Below are 25,739 nucleotides of genomic sequence, written 5' to 3'. Positions count from 1 at the left end.
CTAAAGGCCTAGAGAAAGGCCCTTGTTTCTTGAATTCAAGCATGGTTAAATAGGTATAAGTGAACGACCGAGCAATTTAGTTTGTTGGGGAAAATAGACAGAATGAGGAGATGAAACGAAGAAAATGAAGAAGAAAACGATAATTATATTGGGGGCAGTTGCGGTAATTGCGGTTGGGGGCATCGTAACTGTGAATGCGTTAAATAAAAATGCACAACAAGTAGCTGTCAAGCAAGCGCCTAAAGATGACTGGGGAATTGACTATTTTGACGTTCCTGACTTGCAGCAAATTTATATTAATGGTGTCATCCAACCGGAACAAATGGAAGCCTTTGCGCGCGATCAAAAAATAACAAAGGATCCAGAGATTAAGGTGAAAAACGGCGATGTCGTAGATGCAGGCACAGAATTATTTACTTATGAAGATGAGTCGGTCACAAAAGAAATTGAGGCACAACAAAATAGCTTAGCCAAATTAGAAACGAAGCGGGCGAATATCTATAATAAGTGGAATCGGGCCATTGATAAATTTAATAAAACTAAAGAAGAAGACCGCACGATGTCTGGGGATGATTTAAATGAACAATATCAAACAGAAGTTGATGCAGTAGATGAAGAGATTACCTTCACCAATGAAACCTTAGCGGATTTAGGAGCGAAGCAATATATTTCCACAAAGGCTAATTTCAAAGGTCGCGTATCAATTCCAGAAGTAAAAGATGCCAACTCACCGATTTTACGGTTAACTTCAGAAGATCTTTATTTAGCTGGGAAAGTGAATGAAAAGGACTTGACTAAAATTAGTGTTGGGCAAAAAGCTAAACTAACTTCTGTTTCCAATAATGTGGTTGTGGATGGCTCAATTTCTTACATCGATGATAATCCTCCTGAAGGCAACAGCGATGCCGCGAGTGGCAATCCAGAGGGCGGCACAACGATGTCTAGTTATAGCGTCAAAATTGCGTTGGCCAATTTAGACAAAGTCAAAAATGGCTATCATATGCAAGCAACCATTGATTTAGGCGATTTAGGGGCGATTGAGTTACCGAAAAAAGCAATTCAAAAAGAGGGTGAACAGGCCTACGTTTTAGTGAATGATTTTGGAACCATCATTCGTCGTGATGTCCAAGTTGGGCAAGAAAATGGCGACAAAATGGCGATTGAATCTGGCTTAGAATCAGCCGACCGAGTGGTTATTTCTTCAAAAAAACCAGTAAAAGTCGGTGATATTGTGGAATCAGATGCAGCGATTGCTTCTGATGAATCAGCAACCAACGAATCAATGACAGATGCGTCGAAATAGGAGGGCTTGATGGTGGAAGCAAACAATACAAATCAACCCCTCATTGAATTGCGGGACATTAACAAGTTCTATCCAGTAGGTAAGGAAAAACTACATGTTTTAAAAGAATTGAACTTGACCATCCATCAAGGAGAGTTCATTTTAATCATGGGGAAGTCCGGTAGCGGTAAGACAACGCTGATGAACATTATTGGTTTCTTGGATCGCTTAACAGACGGAAGTTATCATTTCTCAGGAACAGATGTTTCAAAATTGTCTGAAAATAAAAAATCAGCCTTTCGCAATGAATATCTAGGATTTATTTTTCAACAATTTTTCTTGATTAATTCTTTAAATGTTAGTCAAAATGTTCAATTGCCCTGTGTTTATGAAGGGAAAAAAAGCCGCGCTGAGAAAAAAGCGATTGCTGAAAAATACCTAAAAATTGTCGGTTTGGAAACAAAAGCCAAATCAAAAGTTACTGAACTTTCTGGAGGACAGCAACAAAGAGTAGCCATTGCTCGTTCCTTGGTGAATGATCCATTATTGATTATGGCTGATGAACCGACTGGGGCATTGGATAGTGAAACGGGTACAGAAATTATGGAATTATTGAAAGAATTGAATGAACAGGGCAAAACAATTGTCATGGTGACACATGATGAAGATATGAAAAAATATGCCTCACGAGTGATTCATATGAAAGATGGTCGCTTTTTGGAAGAAGAGGTGATTAGATGATTGCTAATTTATTTGTTAGTACTTTTTTAAGCTTAAAGGCGCATAAGTTGCGGGTATTTTTAACGATGGTCGGGATTATTATTGGGATTACATCAGTCGTAACGATTTCTGCGCTAGGTGAAGGGATGAAGCGTCAAGTTGTGAAGGCATCCAGTGCAGTGAACGCGGATGTTTTGAAGATTCATTATACAATGTCGGATGGTAGCAGTGACAATTTTATGTCCTATGAAGAGCCAGATTATACGTTTAGCCGTGTGGACTTGAAAAAATTACAAGACATTCAAGGAATTGAAAGTATTTATCCTCAATATGGTGAATCAATGATGGGGGGCGGAGACAATTTGTTTGTACCAATGGATTATTTTGGGGCGCAGGCGAATTTATCCATTACGTCGACTAAAGGGCAGAATGATATTTTATATGGTCGTGATTTTCAACCGAGCGATGCAAATACAGATGCGATTGTCTTAAATCATGATATCTTTGAAACGCAAATTCGGCTTGATGATCCTAGCCAACTCATTGGAAAAGCTGTTTCAATTGGTGGTTATATGTACAAGGTGATTGGTATTTTAGCACCAAAAGATTTAGATAGTTTGGGTATGAACGATGATTGGGCAACTGCTATGAGCAGTTTTGTTTCTCGAGAATCATACAATAAATTAGCGAAAACAAAAGCAATTAGTGGCATCAATATTAAAGTTCGTGAGGGAGCGGACCGTGAAGCAATTTTAGGACAGGCAATCACCATTTTAAGTGAAAATCATCCTGAAGTGAAAGGAACGTTTAAAGAAAACGACCAAGACCAACAACTCCAACAACAAATGGAAGAAATGGTCACGGGTATGACAATGTTTCTGATGGCAATTACTGCAATCTCCCTATTAGTCGGGGGAATTGGCGTCATGAACATCATGTATGTGTCTGTCACGGAACGGAAACGAGAAATCGGGATTCGTCGGGCCATTGGTGCTAAACCACGAGTCATTTTATTCCAATTTTTAATGGAAGCAGCGTTTATCACATTGATTGGTGGTTTGATCGGTGTCGGCTGCGGCTACTTATTGGCAACTGTGGTCGGTGGGTATATTTCGATTACGCCAATTATTACGCCGTCCATCTTTGCCATTTCAACATTGGTTTCGGTCTTCACAGGTATCTTTTTCGGGATTATTCCAGCAATTGGTGCCTCGAGGATGGATCCGATTAAAGCGATTTATAATTAAAAAGAAGAGCTTGGTAGTCGCATCTTGTTTGATGATCCTATCAAGCTCGCTTTTTTATTTCATATCACTAAGAATTTTCTGAATCAATTCTTGTTGAAACTCTTTGGTATATTGTTCGGTGAGTTTCGCTTGTTCTTCTTGGGACATTGATGGATTCGCCATCATAGCGGCCATCATTTTTTTGCCAACTGTTTCAGTCCCTTCTTTTTTGATATCAGCGGCATGTTGTTCCATATATTCGCCTAATTTTTTGGCTTGATCAGCACTTAAAACTAGCCAGTCACTAGCAACGTTGAAGGTGTTTTCTTGTTTTGCAAATTGGTTATCGTTGTCAGCAAGGCCAAATAGTGTTTTGCCCCAAGACTCTTGATAGGACCATTTCGTCGTTTTTTGGACTAATGTGGCTTTTTGAGCATCTTTTTGAACTGTGTTTGTGACGTTTTCCGTTCCTGTTTTTTGTAGTTTCTTTTTATCTGGTGTGTTATATAAATAAACTTTTTCGGAACCATCGCCCAACGGCTGGTACAATAACATGTTGGGGCCATCTTTGCTTGCGCTACTGCTTTTTAGTTCAAACGTTTTGTCCTGAGTAACTTCGGTCATACCAAAATGATCTTTATCGTTTAAAACGATAAGACTTAACGAAGCTAAGAAGCCTAAACCAAAAATAACCATACAGAATTTATGCCAGACTTTTCGGCCAAATACATTTGTGTAGGCAAAGCCTAACACGCAAAGGATTAAAAGAAAAATAATCATTATTTCATTGCACCTACTTCCTTAACCGGCATCGCTTCTTTTTTATTTAAGAAGAAAGTAATCGCCAAGCCGAGAACGCCAAAGATTGTTGCCACGAAGAAGGCTGCGTGATAGCCGTTTAATGTTGCGTTTGTTGCTTGATCGCGATAAGCGAGTGGGGCTGTTTTTAATAAGTCTGATGCAGGTAAGCCGCCTTTGGTAACATTTGTTAAAACACTAATCAAAACAGCTGTTCCAATTGAGCTGGCTACTTGTCGGAAGGTGTTGTTTACAGCAGTTCCGTGACTTAATAAATTCATTGGTAAAGCATTCATGCCAGAAGTTGTCACAGGCATCATGACCATCGAAATACCAAACATCCGAATCGCATATAGGACAATGATATAAATAATAGGTGTTGCTTTTGTTAAGAAAGCAAACGGTAACGTTGCAGCTGTTAAAATAAACATCCCGGTAATCGCAAGACGACGGGCACCAATTTTATCAAAAATGCGACCAGTTACTGGCATCATAAGTCCCATGACTAACGCTCCTGGTAAAAGCATTAACCCTGAATGGAAGGCAGATTCGCCACGAATATTTTGGATATACAAAGGTAAAACCATTTCGGCACCAATCATTGCCATGTTGGTTACGCCAGATAAAATGGCCGCAACAGTAAAGACTTTTGATTTAAAAACGCGTAGTTCTAAGAAAGGTTGTTCTAAATGCAATTGTCGATATGTAAAAAGACATAAAACAATCGCACCAACAATTAAGAATCCATAGACTTGCGGGCTACCCCAACCTTTATCACCAACGCTTGAGAAGCCGTAAAGTAAGCTACCAAAGCCGAGAGTAGAAAGAATGACCGATAAGACATCGATACTTGGATTAGATAATTGGATGACATTTTTCATTAAGAATGAAGCCAAAATTAGGACTAAAACGACAATTGGAATGACCATCCCAAAAAGGTCACGCCATGTATAAGAATCAATAATCCAACCAGATAATGTTGGACCTAAAGCGGGTGCTAATCCGATAACAATTCCCGTTGTGCCCATGGCAGCGCCACGTTTTTCAGGCGGGAAAATTGAAAGCATAATTGTTTGTAAAAGAGGCATAGATACGCCGACCCCTGCGGCTTGAACAAGACGTCCAGTCAATAACATGCCGAAGTCTTGCGCTACAAAACAGATGATGGTTCCGATTAAGAACGTTGACATCGCTGTTATGTATAATTTTTTTGAACTAAATTTGTTAATCAACCAAGCACTGATGGGAATCATAATGCCGTTCACAAGTAGGAATCCAGTGGTTAGCCACTGTACACTTGAAGCTGAGATATCAAATTCTTTCATTAATGTAGGTAAGGCCGTCGTTAAAAGTGTTTGGTTTAAAATCGTACAAAATGTTCCGATTAGTAAAACACCGACTAGTAACGACCGGTTATAAGGTTTTCCGTGAATATCCACAGGTTGTTGTGAAGTCACATATATCGCTCCTTTTTCTGTAAGTTTCAAATTAAATTGTATTAACTACTTTACAACTAATTAGAATCTTTGTCAACTTACTTGACAAAGGTGTAAAAAAAACTACAATTAAGGAAAGGATAAGGGAAAGGAAGTTAAACTAATGTGGTCAAAAATGATTCAGCGTTTATTAAATGAAGAAAATTTGTTGATAGGAATTAGTGAACTAAGTGAAATTGCTGAAGTTTCACCACGTCAACTTCGTTATTGGGAAGAAAAAGGGTATATTTCTTCTATTGCGAAAGACGCAAACGGTCCACGGAAATATCGGTTACATACAGTCGTCAAAGTGCATTGGATCAAGCGTTTTTTAGATGAAGGATATACGTTACAAAGTGCGGTGGAAAAAGCAGAAGAGCAGCATCGTAATGTGGGGATGACGAAAAAAATCTTTAGTCAAATGTTTCATGGTATCTCAGAAGTTTGTCCCAATTACGTAGCGATTGATTTGGGCGATTTCGATGAAGAACAAAAATTATATGTCGTATTTAATGAAACCACAGAAGTCAGTGAGTATCTTTTAATTCCTAAGGATGCAGATGTTTCTGATGAGTTAAAGAAAAGAAAATAAGAATGAAATAGGACTGGGAGAAAGACCTGAAGTGAAAGTAAAACGTTACTGAATGAATCTTCGAGTTCTTTTTTTCTTGCAATTTCTTTATTTTTCTATATAATTTCTTATATGGAAAAGGAGGGTTTCGATGAAAGAAACAAAACCTTACGGAACAGTCTTGTTAAAAGCGGCTAAAATCATGGACTGTCTAAGTTTACAACCCGATCAAACCTTACAGGAAATTGCAAAGAATACCGAAATGACGGCATCAACGGCAATCAAAATTTTAGAAACCTTAACATTAATTGGCTATGTTCAAAAAGACACGAACAAGACGTACCGCTTAGGAACAAAATTGATTCGCTATGCGAATCAAAGTGTGGAGCAAATCGATTTAGCTGAAATTGCGGTACCTTATTTAGAAAACCTTCAAAATACGGTCGATGAAACCATTCATTTAGGGATTTTAAATAATAATGAAATTCTGTATATCAATAAATTAGAACCGAAAAATCAAACGATTCGCATGTCTTCGAAAGTGGGAATTACTCGACCTTTGTATAATTCGGCCATGGGTAAAGCCGTTTTAGCAGAATTTTCGGAAGAACAAGTGCAACAATATTTAGATACGCAGACATTAATTCCCTATACCGAAAATACGATTACCAATCCCTTGCGTTTGAAAAAAGAATTAAAACAAGTGCAACAAACGGGGGTTGCTTACGATGATGAAGAAATTGAACAAGATATTTTCTGTAGCGGAGTATCTTTAATGAAAGATGGCGAAATTGCGGGTGCTTTTAGTGTAAGCATGCCGAAATATCGTTTGACAGAGGAAAATAAAACGACGATTAATCAAGCCCTTTTAGCGACAAAAGCAGCGATTGAAGCGAAATTATAGTATAAAAAGAAAGCCAAACAAAAGTCGATTGAGATTTTTGTTTGGCTTTCTTTTTTTATTTTTATAAAAACGTTTGCATTTTCTTTTTTTATCTGTATAATGAAGTTGTGAATTTCTTTATAATAAATATATATTTCTAAATAAGAAATGAGGGAGTCTGTTGAAGCGAGTATCAATTTTACAAAAATTAGAAAATGCTGGCGTGATTGCTGTGGTTCGCGGAAAGACAAAAGAGGAAGCGCTAAAAGCTAGTCAAGCTATTGTAGCAGGCGGTATGCGGGGGATTGAGTTAACCTTTACTGTTCCTCAAGCAACAGAAGTGATTCAGGAATTAGTTGCGTTATACAAAGAAAATCCTGACGTAGTCATTGGTGCGGGGACAGTTTTGGATGCTACGACTGCTCGTTTAGCTATTGTAGCAGGGGCTGAATATATTGTGAGTCCAAGCTTCGATGAAGAAACCGCTAAAATTTGCAATTTATATCAAGTTCCCTACTTGCCAGGCTGTATGACCATCACAGAAATGAAAGAAGCACTGAAAAGCGGAGCAGATATTATTAAACTATTTCCGGGAAGTGTTTATGGACCGAGAGTTATTTCGGCATTTAAAGCGCCATTGCCTCAGTTAAATATTATGCCAACGGGTGGTGTCAGTTTGGAAAATATGGCCGAGTGGTTTGCTGCAGGTGTGACGGCCGTCGGTGTTGGTGGCAATCTGTTAGCGCCAGCAGCAACTGGGGATTTTGAAAAAGTTCGTGAGGTTGCCCAAGCCTATATGGAAAAATTCCAAGCAATCAAAGGGGTGTAGGCACATGGGGAAAGTCGTAACATTGGGAGAAATCATGTTGCGTTTGTCCACGCCTGTCGGAATACGCGTAGCACAAACAGAAAATTTCGCTGTACATTACGGCGGTGGTGAAGCGAATGTAGCGATTTCGTTAGCGAACTATGGCCACCAAGTGACTTTTGCTAGTAAAGTACCCGATAATTCATTAGGAGAAGCCGCCAAAAAGCATTTAAGTCGTTATGGGGTTTCAACGGAATTTGTACGAACTGGCGGAACACGCCTAGGAACATATTACTTGGAAACTGGTACAGGAGAACGAGCAGCCAGTGTTGTCTATGATCGCGCCTGTTCAAGCTTTGCTCAAATCGAAGAAATGGAATGGGACTTACATGAGCTGTTTTCAGGAGTAGAGATCTTTCATATTTCAGGAATTACAGCGGCGTTATCAAAAACGTGGCAAAGTATGACGGTTGCGCTAGTTAAAGCAGCGAAGCAAGCAGGGTGCCAAGTAAGTTTTGACATTAATTATCGAGGGAAACTTTGGTCCCAGAAAGAAGCGAGCGTGGCATTGAAGGCCATTCTTCCATTTGTTGATATTTGTTCAGCTGGGGTATTAGATGCTCGTTATTTACTGGAGATTCCAGAACCAGAGGAAGAACTTGAAGACGCATTAACGTGGTACTACCGAAAAATGCAAGAACGTTATCCCAACATTCAAGTATTTTATTCAACCAAACGTCAAGTACACTCAGCGACAGATAATGAATTAATCGGAACGCTATGGTACAAAGGTGCGTATTATACGTCCAAATGTCATCGATTACAACCGATTGTTGACCGTGTCGGTGCCGGTGATGCGTTTGCTGGTGGGGTTTTACATGGTTTATTAGCTGCCTATGATCCACAAACCTGCATTGATTTTGCGACAGCGGCTAGTGCGTTAAAACATACTGTCCATGGTGATTGTAATCAATTTAGTCAAAAAGAAGTCCTTGCTTTTTTGGCAACGGGCTCAGGAAAAATAAATAGATAGGAGATTTTAGTTATGCAAAATATGGAAACACGTTATACACATAGTCCGGCGGATATCCGTCACTATTCAACAGAACAATTGAGAGATGAATTTTTAGTAGAGAAAGTTTTTATTCCAGGTGCAATCAGCTTAACCTACACACATAATGATCGGATGATTTTTGGTGGTGTGACACCGACCACAGAAGAATTAGAAATTATTTTGGACAAAGAATTAGGGGTTGACTATTTCTTAGAACGCCGTGAACTAGGGGTTATTAATATTGGGGGACCAGGCTTTATTGAAATTGATGGCGCCAAAGAAACAATGAAAAAACAAGATGGCTATTATATTGGGAAAGAAACAAAACATGTTCGTTTTTCTTCAGAAAACCCTGATAATCCAGCGAAATTTTACATTAGTTGTGTTCCAGCACATCATAAATATCCCAACGTAAAAATTAGTATTGATGAAATTACCCCAATGGAAACGGGTGATCCATTAACATTGAACCAACGTAAAATTTACCAATACATTCATCCGAACGTTTGTGAAAGTTGCCAGTTACAAATGGGCTACACCATTTTAGAACCAGGTAGCGCTTGGAATACAATGCCTTGTCATACACATGAACGTCGTATGGAAGCGTATGTTTATTTTGATATGGAAGAAGATACGCGGATTTTCCACATGATGGGTAAACCAGACGAAACGAAACATTTAGTAATGAGTAATGAACAAGCAGCTATTTCACCAAGCTGGTCAATTCATTCTGGGGTTGGTACAAGTAATTATTCCTTTATTTGGGCCATGTGCGGAGAAAATATTACGTACACAGACATGGATATGGTTGCAATGGATCAATTAAAATAAACTAAAGAAAGAGGAGAAAACATGGAATTTAAAATGAATGATTTTCAATTAGATGGAAAAGTAGCGTTAATTACAGGTGCTGTTTATGGGATTGGCTTTGAGATTGCGAAATCCCTAGCTGAAGCAGGAGCAACAATTGTTTTTAATAACTTATCTCCTGAATCAGTTGAACAAGGCTTGGAAAATTATCGGGCTGCAGGGATTGAAGCACGTGGTTATGTGTGTGATGTCACTGATGAAGAGCAAGTTCAAGCGATGGTTGCTCAGATTAAAGAAGAAGTCGGCTCTATTGATATTTTAGTCAATAATGCGGGAATTATTAAACGAATTCCAATGGTGGAGATGTCAGCAGAAGAGTTCCGTCAAGTGATTGATGTTGACTTGAATGCGCCATTTATTATGGCAAAAGCGGTTATTCCAGATATGATTGAAAAGGGTCATGGCAAAATTATCAATATCTGTTCAATGATGAGTGAACTAGGTCGTGAAACAGTTAGTGCGTACGCGGCAGCAAAAGGCGGACTAAAAATGTTAACGAAAAATATTGCTTCTGAATATGGACAATATAATATTCAATGTAATGGGATTGGACCTGGCTACATTGAAACGCCACAGACGGCGCCATTAAGAGAACCAGGGCATCCATTTAACGAATTCATCTTGGGACGAACACCTGCTAATCGTTGGGGCACACCAGCAGACTTAGCTGGCCCAGCAGTTTTCTTAGCATCTAACGCTTCTGACTTTGTTAACGGACATATCTTATATGTTGATGGTGGGATTTTAGCTTATATTGGAAAACAACCATAATAAATAAGTAAAGGAGCGAGATTAGCAATCTCGCTCCTTTACTTATGGCTAGCCTTCTACTAAAAACTCACATAAAAGAAAGAAGCAATCGCCACAGCAAATGAAATAATAGCAAACACTAAACTACTCCATAGTCCTAACAGAATAAATGGTGAGGTTCTTTTGCCGCTCTCTTTCTTTAAGTAGGAAAATGTCCGTCCAGTAACAATGAATTGCCAGATACTAATCAATAAAAAAATACCGCCAATTAAGTAACGCATGTCCTCGTCCTCCTTCTATTTAGTATACCACTTGATGAAAACGTTATCAAAACGCTGTATAAAAAAGTTGCCTTTCAAAAAAGAGAAAGGCAACTTTTTGACGGTTTAACGGACGTCACCCATTAAGTTTTGGATTGGTTTTTTCACAATGAATAAGAGAATCCCAGCAACGACAGCTACAAGTCCGACAATCCCAAAATATGCTGACTCTGTTCCAGGTGTATAGAAACGAGCAATTTGAGCGTTAATGGCTTGTGAAGCGGCATCTGCTAATAACCAAATAGCAACGGTTTGAGCTTCGAAAGCTTTCGGTGCTAATTTTGTAGTAATCGATAAGCCAACGGGAGATAAACACATTTCTCCGACAATCATAATGAAGAAACTAAAGAATAACCAAAGTGGACTCACCCGTCCTTCGGTACCATAAAGTATACCTGGCAACATTAATAGGACGAAGGAAAGACCAGCAAAGACTAGCCCTAGTGAAAACTTCACAACTGTTGATGGTTGACGTTTACCTAGTTTTGTCCATAATGTAACAAAAATAGGGGTCAAAATAACTACGAATACAGGATTTAATGATTGGAACCAGCTAGCGGCAATCGGGAAGCCAAACAAACTCGTTTGCGTCCGTTCATTTGCAAATAGAGCAAGAATAGACGAACCTTGTTCTTCCAATGACCAGAAAACAATTGCTGCTAAGAATAATGGCAAGTAAGCCAGAACTTTTGGTTTTTCTTCAGCAGTGACATCTTTAGACGTTAACATTTTGCTGAAATAATAAACAGGTAACAGGATTCCTAACACGCTGATGGTATTAATAAAGAAATCAATTGTTAAATGTCCTGTGACATAGGCGCCACCAAAAATAAGTAAAGCAACGACAATTGCCAACATAAATGCTTTAGCAAATTTCTTTTGCTCTTCTTTAGACATTGGATTAGTTGGGGCCTGACCAATTCCAGCCAGAGATTTACGTCCTTGGAAATAATATTGTAGTAGCCCGAAGAACATCCCTACTGCAGCAACGGAAAAGCCTAAATGATAATTATATTCTTGTCCTAAAGTTCCGACAACAAGGGGAGCGATTAAGGCTCCGATATTAATCCCCATGTAAAAAATGGAGAAGCCTGCATCTCTACGTAAGTCAGTTTTTGAATAAAGATGGCCAACCATCCCTGAAACGTTTGGTTTTAACATCCCAGTCCCAAATACAATTAACATAATAGAAACGAATAAGGCGGGGACACCAAATGGGGTAGCGAGAACAATATGTCCAGCAATGATTAACAAACCACCAATAAAAACAGTTTTCCTTGAACCTAAGACACGGTCAGAGACCCAACCGCCAATGATACTGGACATGAAAACCATTGATCCATAAATGGACATGATGGCTAAGGCAGTTGCTTTGGGGAGACCTAAACCGCCATTGGCTACGGTATCGTAAATGTAATACATTAGAATAGCACGCATGCCGTAGTAACTGAAACGTTCCCACATTTCTGTGAAGAACAGTGTTGCTAGTCCTTTCGGTTGTCCCAGAAAGGATTTGTCTAATTTCTCAAGTTGTTCTTTGTCACTCATAGATAAAACTCCAATTCTTATAATATTCAGAATATTTGATAATAAAATGACTTAAATGTAGATTCATATATTTTATTACTCATAGATTGGAAAATAGAAAGAGAAAAAACTGATTACGTTTTTAAATAACAAGCGTTCGAGTGATTATTTGTTTTTTATTCGTGAATTACAATAAAAATGAATATTTATTCTGCTTTATTTTCAATACTTTGTTTTCGTAGTTGCTTTAGCTGTTCCTTTTTTGAATAAGATTAAAATGAATAAATAACAAGCAAAATATAAGATTTTTTTGTTTAACTCTTTTTTTTCAATAGGAAGTGCTTAGTGTTTTTTCAGAATCGAAAAAGCGAATACGACAAAAAATTTATCTATATAATAGAAGGAAAAATAAAAATAGTGAATGATAAAAAAATTCAAAGAAAACACCTGTTCTTTTTAGGCGTGAGTTTTTAAAAAAAACATTCTCATGTCTAGTATCTTTAACATTTTGTTACTTTTTGACTGAAACGAATGTAAAAAAACCGACATTTAATGGCTAATCAAGGATTAGAAAACGGTTTCTAGAAAATAAAATCCTGTTTTTTTAACTTTTTTTCGCAAAATATAAACAGGGTAATATCAAGCTTCCAGTAGCTTTTTATTACAAAATGTAACAAAACCGACATTCTAGTAATAAATTGTCACGAGATATTCACCTACGGCCGGCCATTCGATGATAAAGTATGTGAAGTCGTTTCGATAAAGCGAAGCAGACGTGGTTGTTGCCGAGAGCTAAGAGCAACAATCAAATATTTTTAATTACAAAGGAGAAACATACATGAAATCAATCAAAACGATTTTACTTGGAACAACTTTGGCCGCAGGTTTAGGATTATTCTTAGGAACAGACGCAAACGCAGAAAGCTTATATACAGTTAAAGCAGGAGATACTTTATCAACAATTTCTCATCAATTTGCAGGAGACAATAGCTTAATTCAAAAAATTGCTTCTGATAACAAATTGCCAAACCTTGATTTAATTTTTGAAGGAGAACAATTAGTTATTCGTTCAGAAAAAGAAGTTGCTAATACTCCAGCACCAGCTGTAGAAGTTGCACCAGTTCAACAAGTAGTTGAACAACCTGTTGCACAACCAGTACAACAAGAAGTACAACAACCTGTTGCTCAAGAAGTAGCGCAACCAGCAGCACCTGCCGCAAGCAGTGATGCAAAAGAGTGGATCGCACAACGTGAATCTAGTGGTTCTTACGATGCAACAAACGGTCAGTATATCGGTCGTTACCAATTATCTGCCTCTTATTTAAATGGTGACTATTCACCTGCCAACCAAGAACGCGTGGCAGATCAGTACGTAGCAGGTCGCTATGGTTCATGGGATGCAGCTAAATCATTCTGGTTAGCAAATGGTTGGTACTAAAATTAAATAAACGAAGTAATCTAATTACTTATTAAAAACCATAAACAAAAAAACAGTAACCTGTAAAGATTACTGTTTTTTTTGTCGATTTGTTAAGGTACAGCGCCCCACGCTCGTCAATTGGTGGTCTGCGTTATAAATTTTTGCTTCCCAAACTTGAAGGGTCTTTCCCGAGTGATCGGGTGTCGCAATCACGGTAAGGCTACCATCATGGACACTACGAAGATGATTTACTTGTAAGTCTATGCCGACAGCAAAAGTGTTTTCAGGAACGTTTTCGTTCGCACCTAAACTACAGGCAGTTTCAATTAAGACGCCGTTTAAGCCCCCGTGGACAAGGCCATAGGGTTGTTTATGCACGTCTTTTACCGCTAAAGTAAGCTGACATTTCTCAGCAGAAACCTGTTGAATCGTGATGCCTAAATACTCTAAAAGATGAATAGTAATCAGTCCTTTCTAATAAAAGAGAGAATAAAAGGTTTTTTATTTATTATACAGGAATGAAGAAAATTTGAAATAGCCATGTTTTTTCTTAAAATTCAAGCGACTTTTTCTCTAAAGTGCCGATTCTTGTGTATAATAGAAAAGATGAGATTAATGAAGGAGGTTTCCTAATGAGAAACTGGACAACAATTAAAGAATATGATGAAATTTTATTTGAGCAAGAAGGCAAAGTAGCAAAAATTACTATCAACCGCCCGCATGTTCACAACGCATTCACACCAAAAACAGTCATGGAAATGATTGATGCATTCAACATTAGTCGTGATAAAGAAGATGTCGGGGTTATTATTTTAACAGGCGCAGGTGACCAAGCATTCTGTTCTGGTGGCGATCAAAAAGTTCGAGGTAATGGTGGTTACGTTGGCGAAGACAATATTCCACGTTTAAATGTATTAGATTTACAACGGTTAATCCGTGTCATTCCCAAACCAGTCATCGCAATGGTGAAAGGCTGGTCCATTGGTGGCGGCAATGTTTTACAATTAGTCTGTGATTTAACAATTGCGGCGGAAAATGCTAAGTTTGGGCAAACAGGACCAAATGTCGGTAGCTTTGATGGTGGATACGGCTCAGGTTACTTAGCGCGTGTTATCGGCCATAAAAAAGCAAAAGAAGTTTGGTTTATGTGTAAACAATATTCTGCCCAAGAAGCTTTAGATATGGGTTGGATTAATACCGTTGTTCCATTGGATCAAGTAGAAGATGTGACAATGGAGTGGGCAGAAGAAATGTTAACCAAAAGCCCGATTGCTTTACGGATGATTAAAGCCTCTTTAAATGCCGATACAGATGGCTTGGCTGGTGTGCAACAATTAGCTGGTGATGCGACACTTCTTTACTATACAATGGCTGAAGCACAAGAAGGCCGAGATGCATTTAAAGAAAAACGGACACCAGATTTCGATCAATTCCCTAAATTCCCATAAACCAATGACTTGGTTAAATAAACAAGTACAAAAACGTCCCGATCATCCTGCTTTTTATTTTCAGGATGAATCTTGGACGTTTTTAGAAGTGCAACAAGAAGTCAGCCATTGGGTAGCCACATATCAACAGGTGCTTGCACCAGAAGAAAAACGTGTGGCTTTATTCAGTAAGAACAGCAAAGAGTTGTATTTTTCAATTCTAGCCTTATGGGAATTGGGGAAAGAGTTATTATTTTTAAATACGCATTTGACACTTGCTGAACTGACTTTTCAGTTAAAAGATGCGCAAGTTAAAACGATTATTGGTGCGCCTGAAACGCAGGCTTTGTTAGAAGAAATTTCTTTTGTCGACGTTCAGCCAATGATTAAAAAACAGCATAGTCTTTCACATCAGGAGTTTCAACAGCCAAGTGACTTAGAGTCGGTGGCTTCTATTATGTATACATCAGGAACTACAGGACAGCCTAAAGGGGTCTTGCAACGGTTTAAAAATCATCTGGCCAGTGCTAGAGGCACTCAAGAAAATATGGGGATTACTGCTGAAGATTGTTGGTTGTGTGCAGTCCCATTATTTCATATTAGCGGATTGTCGATTGTTGTTCGACAACTCGTCTTAGGTTGTAGTATTCGCCTTTACGATAAATTTGATGAACAGCAAGTGACACAAGATTTACAAGAAGGCCGTGGAACCGTCATTTCAGTGGTTGCGACAATGTTGCAACAATTATTGTCTGTCTATCCTGAGGCTGGCTACAGCGCCAGCTTTAAAGGAATGCTATTGGGCGGCGGACCGATTGCACCGGATAAATTAGCGCAGTGTGAGGAAAAAGGGATTCCAGTTATTCAATCTTATGGGATGACGGAAACGTGTTCGCAAGTTGTTGCCTTGAAATTTGAAGATGCGGCACTGAAAATCGGCTCTGCTGGGCAACCGTTAAAAGATATGCAGATCAAAATTGTTGATGAACTAGGACAAGAACAGCCAGAAAAGCAAGTCGGAGAAATTTTACTTAAGGGACCAAACGTTGTTTCAGGTTACCTTAACCATCGTCAACCTGAAAAATGGACAGCGGATGGTTGGTTTAAAACAGGCGATATGGGCTATTTAGATGCACAAGGTTACCTGTATTTGGTTAGTCGTTTAAGTGAACTCATTATCTCTGGTGGTGAAAATATTTACCCCACTGAGGTTGAACAGGTGTTACAGGCGATAACAGGAATTAAAGCAGCGGCAGTTGTAGGAGAACCAGATGTGCAATGGGGAGCCGTCCCAGTTGCTTATGTGATTAGTGACCAAGAACTCACCTTAGCGCAAATTCAAGACCAGTGTTCACGAAAACTGGCAAAATATAAACGACCGAAACGCATTTATTTTTGTCATTCTTTCCCGCAAACAGCGAGTGGAAAGATTGCCAAACATCGTTTCATGACAGAAGAAAGAGAGGCGTTTTTAATCAGATGAAATTGCCTGATGAATTACGACAAGCCTATCAGAAGAATGCCCGTCAGTTCAGTTGGGTTTTTCCATTAGAAACAGAACAAACAGCCTTGGCAATTTTTGCCGCTGGTGAAAAGGCATACCAAGGAGAACGTTTTTTTTGGCAAACGCCGAAAAAAGATTTTGCTTTGGTTGGCTTCGGATATGAAACTATCTTAAAAGGCGCAGAAACAGAAACGCATCAATTGAACAACTTTTTAAAAAAAGAGGCGGCAACTCGTTTTCAAAATATGTCTATTTCTGGTACGGGGGCTCTTCTGTTTGGCGGTTTGCCTTTTGATACAGAACAAACGCCTACTGAGGCCTGGGGAGAGTTAGGGGAAGGTTGGTTTTATCTACCAAGTATTCTATTTACTTTTTCAGGTTCACGTATTTATGGAACGCTGAACTTTTCAGGTTCTAGTGAACAAGAAGTCGAGGAACGTTGGTCGACTTTGGTGGCTCAGTTTGATCGCTTGTTAGCTACCTGTGAGGAGTTGCCAGCTGTAGCGGAAACAAAGATTGACAAGGAAGAAGTTGCCGTGACTGAATGGCTACAAGCTGTCAACGAAACCGTAGCAGTCTTAAGAGAAGATGGCCCTTTAAAAAAAGTGGTTTTGGCTCGACAACTTGCTGTGAGCAGTCCTGAAAAAATTCGAAGTAACCAAGTGCTCGTTAATTTAATGGCACAACAACAAAATACGTATTTGTTTGCTTTGGAAGCCAATGACACAAGTTTCATTGGTGCAACACCAGAACGACTTCTGTTGGGTACTAAAGAAGCGTTTGCGACCGCTTGTATTGCAGGAACCATTAAAACGGGTCAAACACCAGAAGAAACGAAAGCTTTAGGAGCACAACTTTTGCAAGACCGCAAAAATACCGGAGAACACCAAATTGTGGTGGAACGTTTAGCGAAAGAGTTGGCGAAGATGACGACTTCTGAAAACAGTATTCAAGCACCCATTATTTTGGAAAATCGAGATGTACAACATCTTTATGTGCCAATCTCGGGTCAACGTAAACCGGGAATTTCGTTCTTGGAAAGTGTGATGCAGCTACACCCAACGCCAGCTTTAGGCGGTGAGCCCAAAGAGTTGGCAGTCGAATGGATTCGACAATATGAGCCAGGGAGTCGTGGGTTATATGGTGCGCCAATCGGTTGGATTTCAGGGAATGATGATAGTGGCGAGTTCGCTGTGGCCTTGCGTTCAGGTGTCTTTGCTGGTCAGCAAGGCGTTCTTTATGCAGGTTGTGGTATTGTTGCGGATTCCCAAGCAGAGCTAGAAAGAGAAGAAACGAAAATAAAATTTCAACCGATGTTACGAGGAATTGGAGGGCAGGTTTAATGAATCATCAAGAAACAATGACCGATTATTTAACGGCCTTTATTGAAGGCTTAAAAAATAGCGGGGTTGAACAAGCAGTCATTAGTCCAGGGTCCCGTTCCACACCACTGGCTTTATTACTTCATCGGGAAACCGCAATCCAAACTTTTGTCGATGTCGATGAACGTTCCGCTGCTTTTTTTGCTTTAGGATTAAGTAAAGCGAGCCAAAAACCAGTGGTCTTACTTTGTACTTCTGGAACAGCAGCTGCAAACTATTATCCAGCAATTTGCGAAGCCAATATTAGCCATGTACCCTTAGTTGTTTTAACAACGGATCGGCCACATGAGTTACGTCAAGTTGGTGCTCCTCAAGCCATGGACCAATTACAAATGTATCAAAATCATGTGAAATTATTTGTTGAAATGGCTTTGCCAGAAGCAACAGAAGAGATGTTGAATTACGCCTATTGGCAAGGCGCTAAAGGAGCAGCATTCGCGCAACAAACGCCTGCTGCACCTGTTCATTTGAATTTTCCTTTGCGGGAACCATTATTACCTGACTTAGAGAGAAAAACAAAGAGTTCTCAACAAACGGCTTTATTCGCTGGCCAATCAATCCTTTCTACAGAACAAGTGCAACACTTAGCGGATCAATGGTACCAGAAAAACGGCGTCTTGGTTGTCGGTGGCAGTCATACAGAGGAGGAAGCGGCGTTATTTATTCAATTAGCCGAAGCTTTGCAATGGCCGTTACTAGCGGATCCTTTAGCAAACATTGTGACACATGGGCAAAATAGTGAAGTTGTTATTGCACACAGTGATCTGTTTCTAAATGTGACGACCTTGCCACAAGAACCAGAAGTGGTAGTGCGTTTTGGTTCGCTGCCAATTTCTAAAAACATCATGTTATGGTTGAAACGCTTAACAACGACAGAGACTACTTTTTATTTTGTGGACGAAAATGGTCAATGGCAAGAGCAATTGAAAAAATCACAAACGGTTATTCAGGCAAAGGAAACCACGTTTGTAGAACAACTGCTAACGGTTGTCAAACCAACAGAAGCGACTTGGTTAGCACAATGGCTCCTGCTGGAAAAAACGGTCTCTGAAGTTCTTCTAGAAACGCTGAACGCGACAGAATTAAATGAAACAACAGCCAGCTTAGCTGTTCACCAAACGATGAAAGAGAACGGTCAGTTATTTGTATCTAATAGTATGGCTATCCGCTACTTAGATCGATTTATGGATAGTCGTCCTTATCGGATGTTTGGAAATCGCGGCATCAACGGGATTGATGGGATTGTTTCAACTGCTTTAGGGATGAGTGCCGTAGCACCGACACAGCAAAACGTTTTACTGATTGGTGATTTAGCGCTATATCATGATATGAATGGTTTATTTTTGGCTAAACGTTATCAGTTGCCGTTAACAATTGTTTTATTAAATAACAATGGTGGCGGGATTTTCTCTTTTCTATCTCAACGAACTTTACGTGAGGACGATTTCGAGCCTTTATTTGGAACACCGCTTGATTTAGATTTCTCGTTAGTTGCTGAACTTTACGGTGCTTCGTATCAAGAAGTCAAAACAATCGCGGAGCTCAAGCAAATTTTACAAACAGCGGCTGAAGAACCACAATTTCAAGTGATAGAAGTCAAAGGAAATCGCCAAGAGAATGTTCATTTGTACGAATCAATTTTAGCTGAAATTGGTAGACGAGTAGAAAGACAGGGGATTTCATGGAACGGTTAATTCGGGGGATGCAGTACCATTATCAATGGTTAACACCTTTTGATGCAAAGCGAACGACACTAGTCTGTTTACATGGTTTCACAGGAACGTTAGCCACGTTTGCAGCTGTTTTTCCCAGTCAAACACCTTATAACGTTTTAGGCATTGATTTACCTGGGCATGGCGCGACTGCTAGTTTGGTAGCACCAGAGCGTTATACCATGAAACAGGTTTGCCATGATCTTGCTGAACTAACCGAATCGCTAAATTTGCCTTGCTTTTGTTTATTAGGCTATTCAATGGGCGCTCGAACAGCTTTAGGTTTTGCATTACATTATCCACAAAAGGTACAGCAGCTTTTATTGGAAAGTGGATCACCAGGTTTGGCCACCGCCGCAGAACGTCAGGCTCGTATCTGTCAAGATCATCGTTTGGCGGAACGTCTCTTAGAGGAACCGCTGGTGGATTTTATTGATTTCTGGCAAGAATTACCGTTATTTCAAACGCAAAAAGCCTTGTCTGTGGCACAGCAAATGGCCATTCGTCAGGAACGTTTGAGCCAATCGGCCTTTGGATTGGCTAGTAGTTTGTGGTATATGGGTACAGGAGCGCAAGAGAGTTACTGGGAACGTCTAGCAGAATTGCAGCCGATTCCTACCGATTTATTGGTAGGCGGCGAAGATCAAAAATTTATTGGGATTGCGAAAAAAATGCAGGCACGTCAACCGTTGTTGAGGCTGACAATTTTTCCTGAAGCAGGACATTGTATCCATTTGGAACAACCAACGATTTTCTATGAAAAGGTGACAGCGTTATTGGAAGGAGCCATCTGAATGAACATTCAATCAATTGAAACCTATCAGGTTCGTTTGCCTTTAAAAACACCGTTTGTCACGAGCTATGGTCGCCTGGAAGAAAAAGCGTTTGATTTATTTGTAATAACGGATGAGCAAGGAAATCAAGGGTTTGGCGAATTAGTGGCTTTTGAGCAACCTGATTATGTGCAAGAAACGTTGGTAACCGAACGCTTCATCATCCAACAGCATTTAATTCCGTTACTTTTAACAGAAGCGATTGAACAGCCGCAAGAGGTTTCAACGATTTTTGAAGAAGTTAAAGGGCATTGGATGGGAAAAGCTGCGTTAGAAACTGCCATCTGGGATTTATATGCCAAACGGCAACAGAAGAGTTTAACTGAATTTTTTGGACCAACGCGGAGGAAAATTCCTGTAGGGATTAGTTTAGGGATTCAAGAAGAGTTACCTCAATTGCTTAAACAAGTTCAGTTAGCTGTAGAAAAAGGGTATCAACGAGTGAAGCTGAAAATTCGTCCCGGTTATGATGTGGAACCCGTTGCTTTGATTCGTCAGCATTTTCCTAACTTGCCTTTAATGGTCGATGCCAATTCAGCGTATACATTGGCAGATTTGCCTCAATTGCAACGTTTAGATCACTATCAATTAGCGATGATTGAACAGCCTTTTGCTGCAGATGATTTTTTAGATCACGCACAATTACAAATAGAACTGAAGACAAGAATTTGTTTGGATGAAAATATTCGCAGCCTCAAAGACTGCCAAGTGGCTTTAGCGTTAGGCAGTTGCCGTAGTATCAATTTGAAGATTCCTCGTGTAGGTGGGATTCACGAGGCGTTGAAGATTGCCACATTTTGCCAAGAAAATGATTTATTGGTTTGGTTAGGTGGTATGTTTGAGTCTGGTGTTGGTCGCGCATTGAATTTGCAATTTGCGTCACAGCCTACCTTTTCCTTTCCAGGTGATATTTCAGCAACGGAACGCTATTTTTATGAAGATATCATCACGGAACCTTTTGTTTTAGAGCAAGGGACAATGACTGTGCCTCAGGGACTTGGTATTGGTGTTACACTTTCCCAGACGAATTTGCTAAAATACAGTCAGTATCAAAAAATCATGTAATGATAACAAAATTGCGCCTATGACTATGCAGAGAAGCATAATCTAGGCGCAATTTTTTATTTTTCTAATTGACTCGCTGCGGCTTCATCCAAGAGAACCGTTAAATTTGGATGGAGTTGAAGAATAGAGGCAGGATACGTTTCTGTGACAGGTCCTTGGAGCACTTGTTTGACCATCTGAGCTTTTTGTTCACCATTTACAATTAGGACAAGATGCTTAACTTTCATGATGCTGGCTGGACCCATCGTAACAAAGGTCATGCCTGGCTGCATCATTTCAGGAACAAACCAAGGCTCTGAACCAGTGACGGTCACTTGATAGGTTTCATTTTTAAAATGAGTGGTAGTGGGCATGTTCCCACAAAAATGACCATCTGCTCCTAAGCCAATTAACATCAAATCTAAGCCGCCTGCGTCAGCAATCCGTTGTTCTTGTTGTTGAAAGTTTTCAACAGTTAATGGATGGATGTTTTGCTCGGATATTTCTGCAGGTGTCAAATACAGCGTCCGCAAATCTGTCAGGGTAATGCCTTCCTTTTGATGAGGAACTGGGATTTCATCAAAGTTATAATAATGAACATTATCAAAGTCAGATGAATTTTTCACAATCGAGGCTAATTTTTGGTAAACAAGTGTTGGCGTTTTGCCAGCGGTAATTGATAAATTCACTCGTTTATCTTGGCTCATCGTGCTTAGAAGTAACATTTTTGCCCATTCGCTCATCGCGTCGAAATCTTGTTTAATTAAAATTTTCATACTTGCACACTCCATTCTTTGAATAAGCTAAGTATAATTTGTGGGAACCATCCCATGTCAAGTTCTTCACAAAAAGGATTTAATTAACGGTAGACAAAAGAAAGAGGGGCAGCCGTCAAAACGACGACTGCCCCTCTTTTTAAAGCTTAAGATAACCTACAACGAGTTAACTTTTTAGCTTTCTGCTCCACTTGCTCCAACGCTGGCCTAAACGTTCTTTTGACCAACGTTATTTGACAAAGAATCTTATTTTATTGTTCTTTTAACCATTTTTCTAGTTGTAAACGTTGCACTTTCATAGTAGCTGTGTGAGGAATTTCATCAAAAGCCATAATGATAGGTTCGTTTAAATGTGGTAAATCGGCTACTTGTGTCCACCAAGCGTCCCAATCCATTTCTTCCCCAGGGACAACCGCTAAAATTGGCTGAGGTTCATTTTCTTTGCCACGGACAATAATCACTTCTTCTAAGAAATCTAATGCATCCAATAAATGATCTTCAATAGCTAAATTACTGTCGATGTTTTCAATTAGATCTACTTGGCGATCTTTCAAGAATAAGTGGCCGCGTTCATCTAACATTCCGTAATCGCCGCTGTCCCACCATTCGCCGTAGACATTTTCTGCAAAGCGGGCATCTTCTTTGTAATATGTTAAGGCCCGTCCTTTTGATAGGAATTGGATATGGCCATCCGTCATCGCAGGTAAAACTTGTCCTTTTTCATCGGTAATTCGAGCTTGTGTTAAATCCTCTAAACCAACACCCATGTCACGAGCATCTGAATCTTTTAGGGATTCTAAAGTATGCGCTCGTAAGATCATTGGCCCGCATTCACTTTGTCCATAAACTTGTAGGAAAATTGGTTCATTGGCAGCAGATGCTTTTAAGAAAGCCACCATTGTAGCGTTGTTAATTGCATCAAAAGTAGAATGATAATAATGGACACTAGCGAAAGCTTCAGGTTTTTCTTTGGCCAAACGAACCCATTGAACGAAGTTATTGGGGTGTGTTTCTACAGCGATTGGTTGATAGGTGCTGAACATTTCAGCGACTTTTTCGCTCGAAGCATTTGCTAAAGGCATCATAGGGAAGCCCATGGCCATTAAAGAAGACACACCAATGTTAAAACGAGAATGAACTGGCGAAATATGAAAGCCAACTAATTTCTTTTCAGCAATTTTTGTAAAAATGGTTTTTTGCCATTTTGTACGCCAACCCATAGAGTGATTGGAATGACAGATAAGTTTAGGAATACCTGTTGTTCCAGAGGTGTGGGTCATGTAGGCAATTTCGTCTTTAGTCAGTTCGTCTTGAGGAACTTCCGTGGCATCAGCTTCTAAAAGAGAAGCAACCGAAAGTTTTTTATTGGCAGAGCTGTTACGAACAGCTTGAACTTTTTCAGCAGTCACATCATCAAATAAAATATAAGGATCTTCTAAACGATCAACGAATACTTCAATTGTTTCAAAAGGTAAATGGTATGAAACCATTACAGGAACGGCTGCTAGATATGAGGCTGCAACAGCTAGTAAATACGTGTCGAATTTAGGACTTTTATAAATAATAATTTTGTCGCCTTTTTTTACACCTAAAGCGGCTAATTGATATGCCCGTTTCAAAATTTCTTGATGGCTTTCACCATAAGTTGTTTCTAAGCCAAGTGCAGGAAAAGCAGGCAAGGATTCATCAAAAATAATTGGAACAGTTGGTGTTTTTTCTGCGGCTTCTTGATAGTTTGTGTAGAGGTTTAATGGTTGATAATCAAGTAAGTGTGTCAAGGGAAAGTCTCCTTTGTAAAATAGTTTGTGTACAAATGTACAAGTTCACTTTATCCTATCATAGAATGGGTTCTTTTTCTACGTCAAAAATACAACATTAAATGTTATTTTTTATTATTCACAAGCACAACGTTTGCTGTATCTGACAAAGTTTCCTACAATAATTATGTAAGTAACAAGTTCTCAGAAGTGTAAAACTTTACAAAGGAGAGGAATTTACATGAAAAAAATCTATGAAACAACTATCATTAATACGGGTGGACGTGCAGGAGAAGTTCACTCACCGGATAAATCATTTTCTTATGCGGTTGCTTCGCCAGGTGTCAAGAAAGAAAATACAACAAATCCAGAACAATTATTCGCAGCGGCTTACAGTGCTTGCTTTAACGGTGCATTAGAATTAGTGATGGATCAAGAAAAAGTCGAAGGTAAAAGTACAGTAACTGCACGTGTTTCCTTATTCCAAGGAGAAGATGGCTTTAGCGTTGGTGCTGAATTAGAAGTTCATATTGATGGGGTAGATCAAGCTAAAGCAGAAGAACTTGTTAAAAAAGCCCACGAAATTTGCCCATATTCTAAAGCAACAAGAAATAATATAGATGTTAAATTAACTGTGATTTAATTAAAAAAGAAGCGCTTTGTCGTATAGACAAAGCGCTTCTTTTTTAGATAACAGTCCACAAATTATACATATTTAACAAAATAACTAAAAAAACAACTAAACTATAAATTTGGGCGACCCGTTGTTGAGATAATTTTTTACTGAAAAGACCGCCGACATAACCACCGAATAAAGCGGCAGGAATAATAGCCCAAAGCATTGTCAAATCAAAAACCGCAAACCCTGTGGTCAAGCCGATATTGCCAAGTTTGGCGAGTTGGGAGAAAAAAATAGTAATGATGGAATAAACAGTTGCTGATTTGATATCCATTCCAAAAAAGAGAATAAGGCAAGCTACATTAATGGGACCGCCACCGATGCCTAAAAAGGTTGATAGAATCCCTAAGCCTAATCCGACAATCAGAAAAATGCTCAATCCGTTGAGGTGTAAGTGCCAGTTGGAAAATTGATTGTAGAGAAGAACCAAAACCAAGGTCAACAACATGATGATATATTGGATTAGTTGTACTTTTTCTTCATTTGGCGCTAGTGCAATCGCCTGATTAAGAAGTAAATCACCCAACATACCGCCGACTAAGGAACCAAACGAAATACTCGCGGCTTTTTTCCATTCAATTTGGACACCATTTTGATACTGTTTATAAGTCGAAGAAATGGACATGACAAAAACAGCGACACTTGAATAGAACGCAATACTATTTAACGAATGGAACCCAAGAAAATCCAAAACAGGCTTAATAATGACGCCTCCACCCATCCCAGAGAGCGCCCCAACTGTATTGGATAGAAAAATAGTTATGAAATAAATCAGCAAAACCCGCACATAATCACTCCTAAAACGTTTTCTTTTAGTATAGCACAAAAATTATATAAGAAATGCAATTTCATTTAAAAATATTTTTAAAAAGAACTTGAAATGATATTTCTTTAATGGTATTCTACAAATACAAAAAAGAA

General features: G+C 39.2%; 25 protein-coding genes. 17 read left to right on the top strand and 8 right to left on the bottom strand.

Going from position 1 to position 25,739, the window contains the following annotated elements; translation table 11 throughout:
* Positions 1 to 124: 124 nt before the first annotated feature.
* The 3 genes from HMPREF2810_RS02075 to HMPREF2810_RS02065 are packed head-to-tail and all read left to right on the top strand — an operon-like array spanning position 125 to position 3,249.
* Positions 125 to 1,303, top strand: coding sequence for an efflux RND transporter periplasmic adaptor subunit (locus tag HMPREF2810_RS02075; RefSeq protein ID WP_002383682.1), 1,179 nt, complete (start codon positions 125 to 127; stop codon positions 1,301 to 1,303).
* 9 nt (positions 1,304 to 1,312) lie between these two features.
* Positions 1,313 to 2,023 carry an ABC transporter ATP-binding protein gene (locus tag HMPREF2810_RS02070; protein WP_002383683.1) on the top strand — a complete coding sequence of 237 codons (711 nt, stop codon included), beginning with the start codon at positions 1,313 to 1,315 and terminating at the stop codon, positions 2,021 to 2,023.
* Positions 2,020 to 3,249, top strand: coding sequence for an ABC transporter permease (locus HMPREF2810_RS02065; protein WP_002389717.1), 1,230 nt, complete (start codon positions 2,020 to 2,022; stop codon positions 3,247 to 3,249). Before HMPREF2810_RS02070 ends, HMPREF2810_RS02065 begins: the two co-directional genes overlap by 4 nt.
* A gap of 54 nt (positions 3,250 to 3,303) precedes the next feature.
* On the opposite strand, the gene HMPREF2810_RS02060 is transcribed toward HMPREF2810_RS02065, so the two are convergent.
* Together HMPREF2810_RS02060 and HMPREF2810_RS02055 are read right to left on the bottom strand one after the other, a co-directional pair.
* Positions 3,304 to 4,008 (bottom strand): DUF4811 domain-containing protein, encoded by a 705-nt coding sequence (locus HMPREF2810_RS02060; RefSeq protein WP_002383685.1) that lies wholly within the window; start codon positions 4,006 to 4,008, stop codon positions 3,304 to 3,306.
* On the bottom strand, positions 4,008 to 5,483 hold the full coding sequence (locus tag HMPREF2810_RS02055) for an MDR family MFS transporter (RefSeq protein WP_002383686.1): 1,476 nt from the start codon (positions 5,481 to 5,483) through the stop codon (positions 4,008 to 4,010). The genes HMPREF2810_RS02060 and HMPREF2810_RS02055 overlap by 1 nt, the downstream gene beginning before the upstream one ends.
* 142 nt (positions 5,484 to 5,625) lie before the next feature.
* Between HMPREF2810_RS02055 and HMPREF2810_RS02050 the strand changes: the two genes are divergently transcribed.
* From HMPREF2810_RS02050 to HMPREF2810_RS02025, 6 genes are all read left to right on the top strand, one after another.
* Entirely contained in the window at positions 5,626 to 6,093 is a 468-nt protein-coding gene (locus HMPREF2810_RS02050) for a MerR family transcriptional regulator (protein WP_002383688.1), read from the top strand.
* A gap of 130 nt (positions 6,094 to 6,223) precedes the next feature.
* The gene (locus HMPREF2810_RS02045) at positions 6,224 to 6,976 is read left to right on the top strand and encodes an IclR family transcriptional regulator (protein WP_002355294.1); all 753 of its coding nucleotides are present in this window, start codon (positions 6,224 to 6,226) and stop codon (positions 6,974 to 6,976) included.
* A 160-nt stretch (positions 6,977 to 7,136) separates the two neighbouring features.
* The gene (locus tag HMPREF2810_RS02040) at positions 7,137 to 7,784 is read left to right on the top strand and encodes a bifunctional 4-hydroxy-2-oxoglutarate aldolase/2-dehydro-3-deoxy-phosphogluconate aldolase (protein WP_002383689.1); all 648 of its coding nucleotides are present in this window, start codon (positions 7,137 to 7,139) and stop codon (positions 7,782 to 7,784) included.
* Between the two features lie 4 nt (positions 7,785 to 7,788).
* Positions 7,789 to 8,796: a sugar kinase gene (locus HMPREF2810_RS02035; RefSeq protein ID WP_002383690.1), complete on the top strand. Its 1,008-nt coding sequence runs from the start codon at positions 7,789 to 7,791 to the stop codon at positions 8,794 to 8,796.
* A 12-nt stretch (positions 8,797 to 8,808) separates the two neighbouring features.
* Complete coding sequence (gene kduI / locus HMPREF2810_RS02030) at positions 8,809 to 9,648, top strand: 5-dehydro-4-deoxy-D-glucuronate isomerase (protein WP_002355301.1); 840 nt, start codon at positions 8,809 to 8,811, stop codon at positions 9,646 to 9,648.
* Between the two features lie 21 nt (positions 9,649 to 9,669).
* A complete protein-coding gene (locus HMPREF2810_RS02025) occupies positions 9,670 to 10,458 on the top strand; it encodes a gluconate 5-dehydrogenase (protein WP_002355302.1) in 789 nt (262 codons plus the stop codon).
* A 59-nt stretch (positions 10,459 to 10,517) separates the two neighbouring features.
* Here HMPREF2810_RS02025 and HMPREF2810_RS02020 read toward each other — a convergent pair whose 3' ends face one another.
* A complete protein-coding gene (locus HMPREF2810_RS02020; RefSeq protein WP_002383691.1) occupies positions 10,518 to 10,718 on the bottom strand; it encodes a hypothetical protein in 201 nt (66 codons plus the stop codon).
* 105 nt (positions 10,719 to 10,823) lie between these two features.
* Positions 10,824 to 12,305 (bottom strand): peptide MFS transporter, encoded by a 1,482-nt coding sequence (locus HMPREF2810_RS02015; protein WP_002383692.1) that lies wholly within the window; start codon positions 12,303 to 12,305, stop codon positions 10,824 to 10,826.
* Positions 12,306 to 13,122: 817 nt separating this feature from the next.
* On the opposite strand from HMPREF2810_RS02015, the gene HMPREF2810_RS02005 reads away from it, so the two are divergent.
* Positions 13,123 to 13,722: an aggregation-promoting factor gene (locus HMPREF2810_RS02005; RefSeq protein WP_002355317.1), complete on the top strand. Its 600-nt coding sequence runs from the start codon at positions 13,123 to 13,125 to the stop codon at positions 13,720 to 13,722.
* 69 nt (positions 13,723 to 13,791) lie between these two features.
* Here HMPREF2810_RS02005 and HMPREF2810_RS02000 read toward each other — a convergent pair whose 3' ends face one another.
* Positions 13,792 to 14,172 carry a PaaI family thioesterase gene (locus HMPREF2810_RS02000; RefSeq protein WP_156190052.1) on the bottom strand — a complete coding sequence of 127 codons (381 nt, stop codon included), beginning with the start codon at positions 14,170 to 14,172 and terminating at the stop codon, positions 13,792 to 13,794.
* A gap of 110 nt (positions 14,173 to 14,282) precedes the next feature.
* Between HMPREF2810_RS02000 and menB the strand changes: the two genes are divergently transcribed.
* The 6 genes from menB to menC are packed head-to-tail and all read left to right on the top strand — an operon-like array spanning position 14,283 to position 21,627.
* Complete coding sequence (menB, locus tag HMPREF2810_RS01995) at positions 14,283 to 15,152, top strand: 1,4-dihydroxy-2-naphthoyl-CoA synthase (RefSeq protein ID WP_002383695.1); 870 nt, start codon at positions 14,283 to 14,285, stop codon at positions 15,150 to 15,152.
* 4 nt (positions 15,153 to 15,156) lie between these two features.
* Complete coding sequence (locus tag HMPREF2810_RS01990) at positions 15,157 to 16,614, top strand: o-succinylbenzoate--CoA ligase (RefSeq protein ID WP_002383696.1); 1,458 nt, start codon at positions 15,157 to 15,159, stop codon at positions 16,612 to 16,614.
* Positions 16,611 to 17,978 (top strand): isochorismate synthase, encoded by a 1,368-nt coding sequence (locus tag HMPREF2810_RS01985; protein ID WP_002383697.1) that lies wholly within the window; start codon positions 16,611 to 16,613, stop codon positions 17,976 to 17,978. The genes HMPREF2810_RS01990 and HMPREF2810_RS01985 overlap by 4 nt, the downstream gene beginning before the upstream one ends.
* Positions 17,978 to 19,711: a 2-succinyl-5-enolpyruvyl-6-hydroxy-3-cyclohexene-1-carboxylic-acid synthase gene (gene menD, locus HMPREF2810_RS01980; RefSeq protein ID WP_002383698.1), complete on the top strand. Its 1,734-nt coding sequence runs from the start codon at positions 17,978 to 17,980 to the stop codon at positions 19,709 to 19,711. The genes HMPREF2810_RS01985 and menD overlap by 1 nt, the downstream gene beginning before the upstream one ends.
* Complete coding sequence (gene menH / locus HMPREF2810_RS01975) at positions 19,699 to 20,523, top strand: 2-succinyl-6-hydroxy-2,4-cyclohexadiene-1-carboxylate synthase (RefSeq protein WP_002383699.1); 825 nt, start codon at positions 19,699 to 19,701, stop codon at positions 20,521 to 20,523. Before menD ends, menH begins: the two co-directional genes overlap by 13 nt.
* Entirely contained in the window at positions 20,524 to 21,627 is a 1,104-nt protein-coding gene (menC, locus tag HMPREF2810_RS01970) for an o-succinylbenzoate synthase (RefSeq protein ID WP_002383700.1), read from the top strand.
* Positions 21,628 to 21,683: 56 nt separating this feature from the next.
* On the opposite strand, the gene HMPREF2810_RS01965 is transcribed toward menC, so the two are convergent.
* Positions 21,684 to 22,382: a glucosamine-6-phosphate deaminase gene (locus tag HMPREF2810_RS01965; protein ID WP_002379076.1), complete on the bottom strand. Its 699-nt coding sequence runs from the start codon at positions 22,380 to 22,382 to the stop codon at positions 21,684 to 21,686.
* A gap of 251 nt (positions 22,383 to 22,633) precedes the next feature.
* Positions 22,634 to 24,160, bottom strand: a complete 1,527-nt coding sequence (locus HMPREF2810_RS01960) for an AMP-binding protein (protein WP_002361196.1) — start codon at positions 24,158 to 24,160, stop codon at positions 22,634 to 22,636.
* A gap of 220 nt (positions 24,161 to 24,380) precedes the next feature.
* Here HMPREF2810_RS01960 and HMPREF2810_RS01955 point away from each other — a divergent pair, with 220 nt between their 5' ends.
* Positions 24,381 to 24,782: an organic hydroperoxide resistance protein gene (locus HMPREF2810_RS01955; protein WP_002355332.1), complete on the top strand. Its 402-nt coding sequence runs from the start codon at positions 24,381 to 24,383 to the stop codon at positions 24,780 to 24,782.
* 43 nt (positions 24,783 to 24,825) lie between these two features.
* Here the strand turns inward: HMPREF2810_RS01955 and HMPREF2810_RS01950 are convergent, their stop codons facing one another.
* Positions 24,826 to 25,596, bottom strand: a complete 771-nt coding sequence (locus HMPREF2810_RS01950) for a sulfite exporter TauE/SafE family protein (RefSeq protein ID WP_225581367.1) — start codon at positions 25,594 to 25,596, stop codon at positions 24,826 to 24,828.
* Positions 25,597 to 25,739 lie beyond the last annotated feature (143 nt).

This window comes from Enterococcus sp. HMSC078F03, from assembly GCF_001811595.1.
GTDB classification, from domain to species: Bacteria; Bacillota; Bacilli; order Lactobacillales; family Enterococcaceae; genus Enterococcus; species Enterococcus faecalis.
Note: the sequence above shows the minus strand (reverse complement) of the source record. Positions and strands in the feature narration are given on the sequence as shown.

Excerpts from the sequence above, each read along its gene's own strand:
- HMPREF2810_RS02075 (WP_002383682.1), top strand. The coding sequence starts at position 125 with ATGAAGAAGAAAACGATAATTATATTGGGGGCAGTTGCGGTAATTGCG.
- HMPREF2810_RS02070 (WP_002383683.1), top strand. The coding sequence starts at position 1,313 with ATGGTGGAAGCAAACAATACAAATCAACCCCTCATTGAATTGCGGGAC.
- HMPREF2810_RS02065 (WP_002389717.1), top strand. The coding sequence starts at position 2,020 with ATGATTGCTAATTTATTTGTTAGTACTTTTTTAAGCTTAAAGGCGCAT.
- HMPREF2810_RS02060 (WP_002383685.1), bottom strand. The coding sequence starts at position 4,008 with ATGATTATTTTTCTTTTAATCCTTTGCGTGTTAGGCTTTGCCTACACA.
- HMPREF2810_RS02050 (WP_002383688.1), top strand. The coding sequence starts at position 5,626 with ATGTGGTCAAAAATGATTCAGCGTTTATTAAATGAAGAAAATTTGTTG.
- HMPREF2810_RS02045 (WP_002355294.1), top strand. The coding sequence starts at position 6,224 with ATGAAAGAAACAAAACCTTACGGAACAGTCTTGTTAAAAGCGGCTAAA.
- HMPREF2810_RS02035 (WP_002383690.1), top strand. The coding sequence starts at position 7,789 with ATGGGGAAAGTCGTAACATTGGGAGAAATCATGTTGCGTTTGTCCACG.
- kduI (WP_002355301.1), top strand. The coding sequence starts at position 8,809 with ATGCAAAATATGGAAACACGTTATACACATAGTCCGGCGGATATCCGT.
- HMPREF2810_RS02025 (WP_002355302.1), top strand. The coding sequence starts at position 9,670 with ATGGAATTTAAAATGAATGATTTTCAATTAGATGGAAAAGTAGCGTTA.
- HMPREF2810_RS02020 (WP_002383691.1), bottom strand. The coding sequence starts at position 10,718 with ATGCGTTACTTAATTGGCGGTATTTTTTTATTGATTAGTATCTGGCAA.
- HMPREF2810_RS02015 (WP_002383692.1), bottom strand. The coding sequence starts at position 12,305 with ATGAGTGACAAAGAACAACTTGAGAAATTAGACAAATCCTTTCTGGGA.
- HMPREF2810_RS02005 (WP_002355317.1), top strand. The coding sequence starts at position 13,123 with ATGAAATCAATCAAAACGATTTTACTTGGAACAACTTTGGCCGCAGGT.
- HMPREF2810_RS01990 (WP_002383696.1), top strand. The coding sequence starts at position 15,157 with ATGACTTGGTTAAATAAACAAGTACAAAAACGTCCCGATCATCCTGCT.
- HMPREF2810_RS01985 (WP_002383697.1), top strand. The coding sequence starts at position 16,611 with ATGAAATTGCCTGATGAATTACGACAAGCCTATCAGAAGAATGCCCGT.
- menD (WP_002383698.1), top strand. The coding sequence starts at position 17,978 with ATGAATCATCAAGAAACAATGACCGATTATTTAACGGCCTTTATTGAA.
- menH (WP_002383699.1), top strand. The coding sequence starts at position 19,699 with ATGGAACGGTTAATTCGGGGGATGCAGTACCATTATCAATGGTTAACA.
- menC (WP_002383700.1), top strand. The coding sequence starts at position 20,524 with ATGAACATTCAATCAATTGAAACCTATCAGGTTCGTTTGCCTTTAAAA.
- HMPREF2810_RS01965 (WP_002379076.1), bottom strand. The coding sequence starts at position 22,382 with ATGAAAATTTTAATTAAACAAGATTTCGACGCGATGAGCGAATGGGCA.
- HMPREF2810_RS01955 (WP_002355332.1), top strand. The coding sequence starts at position 24,381 with ATGAAAAAAATCTATGAAACAACTATCATTAATACGGGTGGACGTGCA.